The organism is Amycolatopsis sp. MtRt-6 (genome assembly GCF_017308975.1).
Lineage (GTDB): Bacteria > Actinomycetota > Actinomycetes > Mycobacteriales > Pseudonocardiaceae > Amycolatopsis.
The window spans coordinates 23,499-35,905 of record NZ_JADWPD010000027.1 but is presented as its reverse complement, the minus strand read 5'-3'; the positions used below and the strand labels follow the sequence as shown (position 1 = coordinate 35,905).

Here is a 12,407-nt window from a genome sequence, read left to right as displayed (position 1 = left end):
GTAGCAGCAGTAACTGCAGCTCAGACACGCTAGTGCGGCGTAGGCGCCACACAACCGCCGCACTGGTGCTCTGGTCGTCGGATCTGACTCCCGTTTGACTGATTTCATCAGACCAGGAGGTCGAAGGGAGGGGACATGACAGGCACTAGCTGCAGGTCGTTGCATCCAGCGCTCTACATCAGCTGGTACCGGTGCGTCCTGGACGGCCTGACGCACGCGGTCACGGATGAGGAGTTCCTGCGCGGCATCCGCCTTCAGCAAGGCCGGTACCACTCCCTCTGTGGCCACGAAGTGCTGATTCACTCCTGCCTGGCACCGGCCGACCGTTCATGTCCGACGTGTCGTGAACTCGTGAACGCCTCCGCGCGCGTCGCGGTGAGGCGACGATGACGCCGATCTCGCCCCCTTCGCGTACGGACCTTGACGCGCTGTTGCTCCAGCCGGTCCGCCTGTACATCGCCTGCCTGCTGGCCGACACCAGTTGGCGTTCGCAACTCGCAGTTCAGCAGGCTTTGGGGCTTCCCACGCCCGACCTGGAACTGCACATCGAGTTCCTGCGCGCGGCTGGCTACCTCCGTTGCCGTGCCGAATCCCGCGAACTCCGCCTGACCCCGCTGGGCCTGGACCGCCTGCTGGAGCACATCGACGCGCTAAAGACGGTCGCGGCAACAGCCGGCGCTCTGGTGGCGGAGGTCCGAGCTGCGCTCCCTGCCGAGAGCCCGCCCTGACAGCAGGCCACCCAACGCCCGTCCTCAATCCGCAGCTCCCATGCGCGCGCCTGCCGCCAACAGCCCTCAGCAAGGACTCGAAGATGCCCAAGCCGATCATCCGTCCGCCCGCGACTGTTGCCGTCAGCAGCAGCCTGCGCGATGCCCGCAAGCGCCGCGGAATAGGCCTGCGCAGGCTGGCAGAGAAGATCGGTGTTCACCCCGCCGTGCTCTCGGCGTGGGAGCTGGGCGTTAGAGTCGCGCCGGAGACCGCCGTGGCATGGATCCTCGGGTATCTCCGGGTCGATTGTGCCGAGTACGACCGGGTGATGGCGCTCGCCCCGCGCGCTGGCGAAGCGAACCTGATCGACCAGTCTGATCCGCAGCTAGGGCACCTGCTGTGGACATACGAACAGCTCTCCAGCCGCGTCGTGGAGTGGGCACCCTCGTGCATCCCCGAGCTTCTCCAGACCCGGGCGTATGCCGAACGAGCGCTCGACAAGGCCGTGTTCCAGGACGACCGCAGGGACATGGACCTGCTGAGCCGCCAAGTCCGCCAGCAAGCACTGAGCGACGGAAACCGTCGTTACACGTTCGTGATCGCTGACCAGGCACTCCGCAGCATGGACGACCTGCACAGCGAGCAAATCGAGCACCTCCGCGCCGTGGTGCAGCTCAAGCACGTGACTGTCCGGTTCGTGCCGTCAACGGAGACTGCCCTGAAGTCGATCGGCGCCTTTACGCTCTTCGAGGATCGATCCGATCCGATCGCCGTGGTGCTCAGGCACCACCACTGCAACACCTACCTGACCGACCGCAAGATCCTGAGCTGCTACCGCGACACGGCAAGGGGCCTCCTGCGCCGCGCGTTCGATGAGCCGGCGAGCACGTCGGCCTTGAGCGCATCTGCGCTGATTCGAGCGACGCGGTGACCGCGGCAATCTACATCGACCCGCTCATCATCCAGCCGGTAATCGACGGCGAGTGGCATCGGACCCGTCTGACGGAGATCCCGGCGCCTGGACAGATCATCACGATGATCTGTGGCGCCTCCGGCGCCGCGTTGTTCGAGCTGTCCGACGAGCGTCGGCGACACCAGATCCCTCGGCAGTGCGAACGCTGCGACACCATCTATCGACGTGAGCAGGGAATCCCACCTCGGCAGGGTCGGATCGGTCGTCCTTGAGCCACTGACCGCGTACCGCGGCGAGATGGTCGACGCCAGCGAAATTTTCGCCGCCCGACGTGACAGGTACTCTGTCTCGGACTCAAATCCAGCGCCGCAGAGCCCATATGCAACCGCTGTGACGGGTTCAAGGCGAACGCGTCACAGCGGTAACGAGTAACATCTCCGCAGGTCGACACACCTTTATAGCTGTCACGCTAGTGTGACAGCGAGACCGCCCGCAGGACGGATGGGACGGCCAGATACGTGACACTGTTCGTGGCCAATAGCTCAACTCCCCGTGTCATCGTCACGAAACTAGTCTCGAAAGGCTGAAGAGGTCGGCGTGGCCGAACCGGTCCGCGGTGGCTTCGGCAAGAGGCATCCTCGGCCCAGCGGTGGGGGCCCGGCGACATATCGCGGTCGGCGCGCCCGCCGCGAGGGCGGCTGCTGCCCATCCTTCCGCTACCGACCTGTTGTCCTTGCTCGACCAGCGCCTGGACAGGCCATCGCCAACGCGCGCCGCGTCGTGACGCCTGCGATGATCCTCACTCTGCGATCGCCGAACTGGCCGCTGTAACCGACCTTGTCAACGTCCGTCATGTGCTCGACGTCGCAACCACCCTTTTTGTGGAGGTCAGGCGTCCGTCACCGACTTCTGCGGAACCGGCGACGGGCAAAAATTCTGTCACGAGGCAGTCTTCCGACAGAGAGCGCACGACGGACGCCGAATCGCGCGTACCGAAGACTTGAGCCTTCGCTACGGAATGCCAACTGACGAGTCGACGCTGAGAATAAAAGCCCTGCAAGCTGAAAACACCTTTGACAAGGTACTCGCGCCAAGATATAGGTAATTCGCGCCAATCATCACATCGATTCGAGACAGCATAGGACCTATGTTTGCGTTCCCGCGCTGCCTCGCTGTCAGTCTGCCGAGACCGTGTGCCAAGCAGTTGCGGACCTGGATGGCTGCCTCAAATTCTTTCCATCCTGTACATTTGTTCAAGTCTATTCCATGGTGCGTCTTGAAGGTCGACCTCCTGGATGACCATGAGCTGGTCGAAGATACTTCAATTTCTGCAACTAGGCGTGCGAGGACCTCGGAGGAGGTGTCAACTATAGTATTGAACCGGTGCATTGACAGCGCGTCGATGTAAGACTCGGTGATGCTAACGTACCTCAAGAATGAGGAGTGTTCTTCAGTCTGGCGTCCAGCGATATAGTCGCCCGGCGGTCGGATGCGAGGTGTGTTAGTTGCGGCCCGAGATACGCTTTCTGCGTAGACCTTGCCAAGAAGTCGGAGTGCGTCTTCGGTAACCTGAAACCTGGGAGATATCTGCATTTGATTAGCTCTCCAGGATTAACTTGTAGAACGGTGAAGTGCTTTTTACGGCTTGGATTCGGTTCTGCTCTGCATTGCCGCTCGATATCAACTCTCTCATTGCGAGCAGGTACCAGGGCGCAACGGCTTCGGCCCTGACGCGCAACGCAATATCTAGGTCGGAGAACTCAATTGCGCCTTGCTCTGCCAGCGCAAGCGACAGCTCGGCGTGAAATAGGTCGTTTTCTGCCATTTTAAGCTGTGCTGACAGCCAAGCATTGCATAGGCTGATATCGTTTGCGGGAATCTGAATTTCTCGCAACAGGTACGTCAACCAGATTTTTTGCCAGTCGCTCAGGGTTCTCCCGTGGTCATCGGTCAAACCTTTCCAAATGTCCATGACCTCGTCGACGTTCGCGTCGGAAACGGCAATCAGATATTCGATAAGCCTCGGTGTTAGGGACGGTCCATAAAGGAAAAGTCCTGTCACTCGGCCTAATGCGGACTCGTCACCATATTTAGCCAGCGTGCCGAGCGATTTGCGAAGGGTTCGCAAATCGTCGACTGTAAGCTTCGCGAGATTCATCCTTCCTGGCTGTCCTGCTTCTAGGTCCAGTCGTGAAAGTTCGTCGCGAGCTTTCTCGAGCCTCTCCTCGTCATTGAGGTCTTCATAGTCTGCATTGGGATCGAATTCTGCGGGGTCGATGTGAGCGTCTTCATCGTCGGCAGTGGTGGTGGCATAGCGCATAAAATATGTCATTGTACGGTAGATAAAAGTTTTGTTCTCGCCAATAGTTAGACCTAGAGTGCGAGCACTTGCGGCGACTCGCTCCAGTGAGTTTTGAGCCGCGGCGTAACTAGCGGCACCAATTCTGAAGTCGTCGTTGTAGCGCCAGACTTGCAGGCCTTGGCGTACGAGGTCTCGCTCCATGATTGCTATATAGATCTCTGATAAACGATCTGAAGAATCAATAAGCTGAGGTAATCCGAAGGCGGCGTTCTGAATTTCGCCAAGCGCCTCAATCAACGCCCTTGCCTCGTGAACCATGCCGGTCTGGAGCTCTATTTCTTGGCGAAGGATCTCATGGTCAACATACTGATAGAATGCAGTGATGTCGGTCTCGACTACGTACTTCCATCGAGCACGACGAATTCCTGCGGGTGTTGCTGCATTCCCTGTGAAGGTGTCATCGATAGGGCCAAGGACGAAGCGCTTATAGTCTTCCATTGACCTGGCTGGGGGAGATATTTCTGCTAACGCCAAGTTTGTCAACGCGCGAATCGCAACTCGCTCACCTATTCCAACCACAGGTACTGGTCTGATTCCCTGGCTTGGCTTCTTTGCATTTACGATCATTGCTGGGCTGTTTCTCATTCCAGCTCGCAGCCTCGACTCCACCCATCGAGCAATATCGTCTGCCTTCTGTACGCCGATCGGCTGCCATGGCTCCGGCGGCAAGAGGTTTCTCGTCGCTACCGACTCTTGTTGCGTTGCGGTTTTCAGGTCGAGCTTACCGAGGATTGTGTCTGAAATCGGCAACAAGGTTGGTCTCCTGCTCGGTGTTTGTGACTGGCGTCGTCCGGCTCGTTGTAGTTGAGCGCTCTTGCGAAGATCGGTCCAATGAGTTGATCGGTTACTTCTCAGTCTAGGCCGAACGGGTGAACTTGTAGATGTTACTTATGTCCCCGCATGCAGGTTGTTAGGTGACTTTCTGGCGTCGAAGCTCGATGAGTTGCCGCCCGAGGCCATCGATGTTGGGTGAGTTTGCGACGTTCGGAGCGTCGCGGGTTGCGCGTCGGTGTGGAGTTGTAACTCCAGCTGGGCAGTAAGCGATCAATAGTACAACCTCGTCGAGGGAGGACATGTGAGTGAGCCCGGTGATGCCCAGGGGAGCCCTGAAGGCGAGTTAAGGATTTGGGTCAATGGCAGACGTGGAGCACGGCTGCAGCATCGTGGAGCCATACTCAAAGATGGCCGCGATGTCAAGAAGACGGTCGAGTTGACCCACTATGGTAGCCGTGATTCGGGAGAGATTCGTAAGCGGGAGCTGAGGTTTACTAGTTTCGACGTCCGCGTTAGCGGAGACGCAACCCAGGAGGCCGGCGCTAATACAAAGAACTCCTGGCACTGTGAGAACGACGAGATTGACCGTTTGCTAGCTTTCCTATGCAACGACACATCGCGTACTGGTCGATATCAACTTGTTGATGCTGATTCACCTGGGGCGGCACTGCTCGATCTGCTTGCGAAAGGCAAGGTTTCTCCGAATGCAATCGCCGAAGCGCTCGCGCGACATGCATATATTGGCGAGATTGTCAAACTTCTCGCGGATAGCGATGCAGGGATTTCTGCGGCGGGTGCAGCAGTACTTGAGCGTCGTCGCAAGATGGTAGCAAGCCTTCGCAGGCTTACTGACGACGCAAATTGTACAGAGTTGGCAATCCAGAAATTAATAGGCGACGCCTACTGGATCTTTGGGGGTAATTATGTGGGCGTTGCCCAGCGGAGAGCCCTTACAATGCTTGACCAGACGGATATCCCGTTGCTCCGTGCGGACGGAACTCTGCATATCGTCGAACTCAAACGTCCCAGTATTAGTAGACTGGTTGTGCATCATCGCAATCATTGGATCGCGGGCCCTGATGTGCATGAAGCTACAGCTCAGGCTATGAACTATCTCCGGGCGCTTGACGAGCAGGGAATCACTGTTTCGGGTGTTCTTCGAAATGAACTTGGCCAAGAGTACGACATGAGTCGGGTGTTCGCGACCGTCGTCATCGGTCACAGTGGTCACGACAGCCCGTCAGAAGCTCCGGCTAACGTTGTTGCACGGACACTGCGTCAGTACAACGCTGGTATCAACCGAGTAGAGGTCATCACGTATGACCAGCTCGTCGAAAACGCTGAACGCTCGCTCGCCTTCGAACGCGACGCGCAACAGGCGCGCTCGGCGTCTGCTTCTACTGCCTCCGCGCAATCAACTTAGTTGGGGTGGTCGAATAGCGGTGCATGGGGCAACGCGGCCAGTGCAGTGTCGACGCGGTGAGGAGATCGGTGACTCGTTTGGTTGGCACAGGGTCGCACGGATGTGGCTTTGACCAGCTAAAACTTGGCCGATCAGTTGAGCCACAACGTTGTAGATGGTGGGTAAGATCGTCTCGGATGCTCAATTAACCCATAGGGTCGCGCATCGCAGCCGGGGCAGAGTAACAGCAGCTGGTTGCTGACAGTCTCGTCTGCCGTGGTAAGTCTGCATGGTGGGCTGCAGACCTTGGCTTCTCCTGCGGGGTACCACGCAGGATCGACAGGTGACCTGACCTCCGGTAGCCGCGAGCGAGGCCCCGACGTCGCCGATGGACTCGGCGAATTGCGCGAGCCGGCTGACCCCGTCGGATAGACTGTGGCCATCGAACCCACCCGGAGCAAGCTGTTGCGTCGGCTGACCGCGGTCACGACTATGGTCGTCCTGGTCGGTCTTGCCGCGAGGCTAACGTGCCGAACCGAACCGAGGTGCTTGCGACGAGTGCGGATTAGGCCGGACGCGACGGTGAAGGTCTGGTGTGACAGCGGTAGCGGCAGCCACGATTGAACAGCATGTGAAGGTTCTGGTCTTGCGGAACGATCTTGGGCGAAGGTCGTGATACGAGTGGCTTCGCCTTGCGAGTACCGAGACATACCGATGATCATCTATCTCTGATCAGCGACAGGCCTGCCCACCAACACATCCGGGCCAGAATGAAAGGATCAGTCTAACTTCCTCCGGCCTCGCTGCGGGCTGACGAGGCGTAACAGCTGCGTGGATAACTCCGATCATGTATGCATGGCTCTCTTCAACGCGCGTCGCCCTTGTACCTCGCAGCGAGTGCGTGGGTGGAGGATGACGGCAGTCGGTGTGGTGCCGCGACCGGGTGTGGGATGCATTGCCCCCATACTGCAGACTTCGCGGGCTGGCGGCTCGCCGGATAGATGAGGTGCTCGTATGCCTGGCTTCGAAGAAGCACTCGTCGGCCGGCTCCTGGGCCAAGCAGCAAAGCCTGTCTTGCACGGAGTGAGACATGCATTGGCACGAAGAGGGTATGGGCGCACGGATATTTACATGGCTCTTGGTCGCCTTAGTTTGAATCCGACGACGCTCAGTATTCTAGCGCAGATACCGGCTGGGATCACGCAGCGTGACATAAAAGCCGTACTGGATTCGCCAAATGGTATTGAAATTTTCAAGAGAATTATCGCTCTACAGCTTGAGGCTAACAGTCGGCGGAAGACGGGTGGCGAGGAAGATGTAGCCATTGCGCCAGAAACTGGTGCAAAGATAAAGAAGTCGCTTGCATTTCTGATTCGAAGTCAAGTAGCTGCCCGATATAAGACTGATCAACATCAATCGATGAAGTTTCAGGAGGTTCGTTTCGATCAGTTAGAGGCGTATACCTCCGACCTATTTGAACTCTTAGCCGAGCGTGGTAAAGCATGGGCGGAAGCATTGGTTCGCTCTTTGCGTACGCCAGAACGCGCGCTTGACTGGGCCTTTAGGACATTGATCCGAAGCCAACTCGAAGGGATCGACCAATATTTGGAAGTAATTTCAAGAAGCGTCGAACCGGGGATTGTGGACTTCGCTAACTGGAAGCGTGCCTACCGTAAAGTCTTTGAATCTCGTCACTCGACTATCCAGCTTCCGCAGGTTGAGCGACGACTCGTGCCACACGAACAACTTTTCGTGCGAGGCGAGTTTCAACCGTGGAGTCCTAGTGCGCATAACTTGACATCGGGAAGCCGAGTTGAATTTGAAGGATTCTTCAAATTCATCAACAAGGCAGTCGTCCTGGGTGACCCTGGTGCGGGAAAATCGACAACTTCGACCTTGTTGGCTCGACAGTCATTTGGCTTTGGCATGGTACCGTTCATAGTTCGTTTGAGAAATATTCAAGTAGGACTTGACGGATTCTCTGTCGAGTCAGTCATCGAAGAAATTCTCCGCAACCGCTATCAAGCTGGCGCGCCCACTGGTGCAGTGCGTAGAATTTTGACGGAAGGAAAAGCCTTCCTGGTATTCGATGGCCTTGACGAACTGATCGATTCGGCGGCCAGGGAGGCGGCCGCGCAAACTATTGATGCGATAGCCGCTTTATATCCTTTCGTGCGGATCGTCGTTACGTCTAGGCGTGTAGGCTATTCGGTGGCGCGATTAAATCCGGAACTTTTCGACGAGTTTGTCATTAGCAGCTTTAGTCAAGATCAGGTAGGCGAATACGCGCAACGCTGGTTTAGTCTGACCCACGAGTCAGACGATATGCCAATAGCCGGCGTTGTGCGAAAGTTCCTGGAGCTAAGCAGGCCTATCGCAGATCTCCGTACGAACCCGCTGATGCTCGCCTTTATATGCATTTTGTATCAGGAACATGGGAGTATTCCCCACAGGCGAGCGGAGATCTTCCGGCAATGTGTCGACTTGTTCCTCTATCGCTGGGATGGCAAGCGTCGATTCGGTGGACGACCGAACAATCTGGATCTTGTGGAAGTCGCGCTCAGCTATGTTGCATACGCGGTATTGACCGATCGGCACTACCAAGACGGCGTGACCGAGAAAGAGGTCTTTGAACTCGTCGTTGATCCGTTGCTGGCTGAAGGTGTTCCAGACCGAAGAGGTGCTCTAGCTGTCACGCGACAGTTGCTTGAACTGTGCCGTGGTAGAGCTTGGATCTTCGCTAACGTCGACGACGGGCCAAGGCAAGAAGAAACCTTTAGTTTTACGCACGCCAGCTTTATGGAGTATTTCGCTGCGCTTTATGTGGACCGGACGATGGATACGCCGGAGGAGATTGTCCAACTTATTGCGCCTCAAATATCAGCTGGTCGCTGGGAGATACTCGCTCAAGTTTGTATCTCGCTACGCTTGCGAAGCAAAAAGGCTGGTGCCGCGCGAATAATGGAACAGATCCTTGTGCGTGCAGAGTCGATCGTCCAGGCTCGACAGGGATCTACTTTCCGCCCCGTTCCATCGTTGAATGACGAGGACGTCTCCTTAGTTGAGTTTTTGCTACGTGCCTCGGAGACTATGCCCATGGCCTCTGATGTGCTGCGCCGCTTGATGGATATAAGTATTGACCATTTCGCATTAGGGAGAAGTAACGGCCTATCTGCGTTGCTTAATTCTGACTATCAGTATGTGGATGCGGCATACGAAAAGCTGATCGAGACGCTTTCCGCTGCGATAGATAGTCTGGCCAAAGTGCCTGGTCGCGCTGCGCAGGCTAGAGCTTGGATCGCGACGCACTTCGGCTACATGGCTGGCCAGCCTCTTATTCATCACGTAGATTTCGATCGTCTTAGTGGTGCCCGGACAAAGATGGTAAGTGATCACTATATCAACCTACCTATGTCCCCTAGGTCAGTTTTAATTAAGAGTATTCGCTTGCATGCCGGGGGAGCTCTTGATGCAAGGCACTCAAGGTCGTTTGTCGAACTTTTCGAAGGCTGCCACAGTCCAATCATGAGTTTTGGGCCACGCTCAACGGTTGAGTGGATCGTTGACTGCATGTCGGCTCCATTTCGAGCAAGCCTTCCTGCTTCGGCTGCGATCAAGCTGCTGCGTCAGATTCCATCGGCAAATTTTGTCGACAACGATCTGCCAATTGGCGGCGAAGCTCACCAAATCTCTCGTCAAGCCATCGAGAAGGCATGCGGCATTGCTGTTGCGCATGATGATCCAACATTCGCTGGCTGGAGTCTTTTGGCTATGGCTGTCCACGAGCTTTGGGAGATCGACGCTAACGCCTCCCGGGAAGAAATACTTGATATCGGAGAAATGCTCCGATTCTTCCGATATGCGAAGGATCGTGAAATTAAGAGGATTGTCGATGTTGATAGTTGGCTGAAGGGGTTATGGAATATTTGGAAGCATCCTGCTGTGGGATCTGCAAGCTAATCCCAATCTCGGCAGTTGAAAACTCGCAGCATTCAGCAAGGCCTCCACTATTCGCGGCGCCTAAGGGGTGAATTAGTCGATTTCCTTCAATTTTCAGGCTCGTGGTTTTCTGAATCGGTCCATAAGTGGTAAGTTTGCTTAGAGTAGCTGAGCGCGCACACTTCTGATCGCATCTCGGGGTTGCGCTTCGGTTGGGGGGGCCAACTGGAGCGATGATCGCCGGTCGCGTACTTATCCAGGCAACCGTATTCGTGTAGGTAGTGAGCAAGATCGTCCTCGGACACAGTATTACCCCACGGATTGCAGGGAGTCAGGTTGGCGATCCGACTCCAGGCCGCGTCTTAATTTTGGTGTGACAACGAGACCGTTTGGAGCTGGCCGGGTTGTTACAGCGGTCCTGCAGCGGGCGATTGATCGTACATGACGAGGTGGGAGATCAAGCCGGCCCAACGGTCCGCCGTCGGTGTGCTCGCGCTCGGTGGGGTGGCCTTGCTCGCCGGTGCGATTGTGCTGTCTGGATGGGTGGACTGGTCGGCGCTGGGTCGGTGGGCGCGGCCACATGCGACGTCGCTCGCTCTGATCACCGTTGGCGCGGGCGCTTCGGCCGTCGGCGGCTGGATGCTGCGTGGTGACCGGAAGCAGGACAAGCGGCACGCGGGGATGAGCTGGTGGTTTGTCGTCGGCGCGGCCGTCGTGGTGGTCGTCGTGGCCTGGGCCGCGATCAGCTGGCTTCTCGGAGAGGCGGCCTTGGCGAAGGACGCCGGTGCCGCCAGAGTCGAGGCGATCAAGACCGGGCTCGGGATTGGTGCGGGCACCACCGGGATCTTCGCTCTGCTGCTGGCGGTGCGACGGCAGTGGCACAGTGAGAACGACGCGGTCGAGAAGAACCTCACCGAGCTCTACACTAAGGCCGCCGACCAACTCGGCTCCGCCGAGGCTTCCGTGCGTCTGGCCGGTCTCTATGCCCTGGAACGCCTCGCACAGAACAACACCCGCCAGCGGCAGAGCATCGTCAACGTTATTTGCGCATACCTGCGCATGCCCCACGAACCACCTGACACCGCTCGGACCGCCGAAGTCAGGCTCGCTGCTCAACGTATCCTCGCCGACCATCTACTACCGGGCCGCGACGCGTTCTGGGGCCAGATCGATCTCGACCTCACAAACGCGAACCTGGTCGACTTCAACCTGGGCAACTGCCGGGTGCGCAATGTCCGCTTCGGTGGAGCGACGTTCATCGGGGATGCCGCGTTCGGCGGCGCGACCTTCGCCGGAGACGCACGGTTCGGCGGCGCGACGTTCACCGGAAACGCTCGGTTCGGCGTGGCAACTTTCGCGGGCACAGCCCAGTTCGGTGGCGCGAGCTTCACCGGAGAGGCCCGGTTCGGTGTTGCGAAATTCTTGCGTGCTGCCTCATTCGGTTCGGCGACGTTCGCTGGAAGTGCTCAGTTTGGTGATGCGGCCTTCGCCGAAAACGCGCAGTTCGGTGGTGCCGTCTTCGCGGGCGGCGCACAGTTCAAGGGCACGACGTTCGACGGTAACGCCGGATTCGCCGACGTTACCTTCACTCTTCGGGCCGGGTTCCGTGCGGCTCTGTTTCATAGTGAGGCCAGGTTCCGCGACAGCATCTTCGGGGGAGATGCCGCGTTCACCAGGGCGACCTTCGCCGGCGACGCTTGTTTCAGACACGCGACGTTCAGTGGCGGATCCGCATTCGACGACGTGACTTTCGCGCATCGCGCCAGGTTTGGCGGTGCGGCGTTCGCCGGTGGCGCGGGGTTCGACCGGACGACTTTCACGGCCTACGCGGGGTTCGGTCGCGCGACGTTCGTGGGCGACGCCCGGTTCGGCGGCGCGGCGTTCGGTCGCGGCGCCGGGTTCGGTCGCGCGACGTTCGCTGGGGACGTGTAGTTCGATCGGACGAGCTTCACGGGCCGAGCGGAGTTCGGCAACGTGACGTTCGCGGGTGACGCCCGATTCGATGGTGCGGCGTTCAACGACGGCGCCCAGTTCGACGCCGCGACGTTCGACGGCGAGGCCCGTTTCGAGGGCACGAAGCTGAGTGGCGACCTCACGTTCGACCCGTGGCGCAGATGGAAGAACCCTGACCTGCAGGACAACGCCCGCTCAGCAGGTGACGGTTCCCATCCGTAGCGGCTGACCGTCGTCGTTGCGGTCGTCCGACCATTACGCCGCTTTGAGGCCGTTGGCGCACACGTTGTGCCCGCCGGATCAGCTGTACGGCACCGAAACCGTCAAATGGCACCGCGCTCGGTCGCGCGGTCGGC

The 12,407-nt window shown here is 58.0% G+C and carries 7 protein-coding genes and 1 pseudogene; 7 read left to right on the top strand and 1 reads right to left on the bottom strand.

What is annotated here, in order from left to right; translation table 11 throughout:
* Window positions 1-386: 386 nt before the first annotated feature.
* The 3 genes from I4Q55_RS35135 to I4Q55_RS35125 all read left to right on the top strand — a co-directional run bounded on the left by I4Q55_RS35135 (window position 387) and on the right by I4Q55_RS35125 (window position 1,893).
* Complete coding sequence (locus I4Q55_RS35135) at window positions 387-728, top strand: MarR family transcriptional regulator (protein WP_206794321.1); 342 nt, start codon at window positions 387-389, stop codon at window positions 726-728.
* An 83-nt stretch (window positions 729-811) separates the two neighbouring features.
* A complete protein-coding gene (locus I4Q55_RS35130) occupies window positions 812-1,639 on the top strand; it encodes a Scr1 family TA system antitoxin-like transcriptional regulator (RefSeq protein WP_206794318.1) in 828 nt (275 codons plus the stop codon).
* The gene (locus I4Q55_RS35125) at window positions 1,636-1,893 is read left to right on the top strand and encodes a hypothetical protein (protein ID WP_206794316.1); all 258 of its coding nucleotides are present in this window, start codon (window positions 1,636-1,638) and stop codon (window positions 1,891-1,893) included. Before I4Q55_RS35130 ends, I4Q55_RS35125 begins: the two co-directional genes overlap by 4 nt.
* A gap of 1,325 nt (window positions 1,894-3,218) precedes the next feature.
* Here the strand turns inward: I4Q55_RS35125 and I4Q55_RS35120 are convergent.
* Window positions 3,219-4,733 (bottom strand): RNA-directed DNA polymerase, encoded by a 1,515-nt coding sequence (locus tag I4Q55_RS35120; protein WP_206794314.1) that lies wholly within the window; start codon window positions 4,731-4,733, stop codon window positions 3,219-3,221.
* Window positions 4,734-5,058: 325 nt separating this feature from the next.
* Between I4Q55_RS35120 and I4Q55_RS50735 the strand changes: the two genes are divergently transcribed.
* The 4 genes and pseudogenes from I4Q55_RS50735 to I4Q55_RS35100 form a co-directional block, all read left to right on the top strand.
* The gene (locus I4Q55_RS50735) at window positions 5,059-6,180 is read left to right on the top strand and encodes a Shedu anti-phage system protein SduA domain-containing protein (RefSeq protein ID WP_206794312.1); all 1,122 of its coding nucleotides are present in this window, start codon (window positions 5,059-5,061) and stop codon (window positions 6,178-6,180) included.
* 993 nt (window positions 6,181-7,173) lie between these two features.
* Window positions 7,174-10,119 carry an NACHT domain-containing NTPase gene (locus tag I4Q55_RS35110; RefSeq protein WP_206794310.1) on the top strand — a complete coding sequence of 982 codons (2,946 nt, stop codon included), beginning with the start codon at window positions 7,174-7,176 and terminating at the stop codon, window positions 10,117-10,119.
* Window positions 10,120-10,539: 420 nt separating this feature from the next.
* Window positions 10,540-12,030 (top strand): pentapeptide repeat-containing protein, encoded by a 1,491-nt coding sequence (locus tag I4Q55_RS35105; protein WP_206794309.1) that lies wholly within the window; start codon window positions 10,540-10,542, stop codon window positions 12,028-12,030.
* A 12-nt stretch (window positions 12,031-12,042) separates the two neighbouring features.
* Window positions 12,043-12,273: pseudogene (locus I4Q55_RS35100) on the top strand (pentapeptide repeat-containing protein); the annotation flags it as partial.
* Window positions 12,274-12,407: the final 134 nt, after the last annotated feature.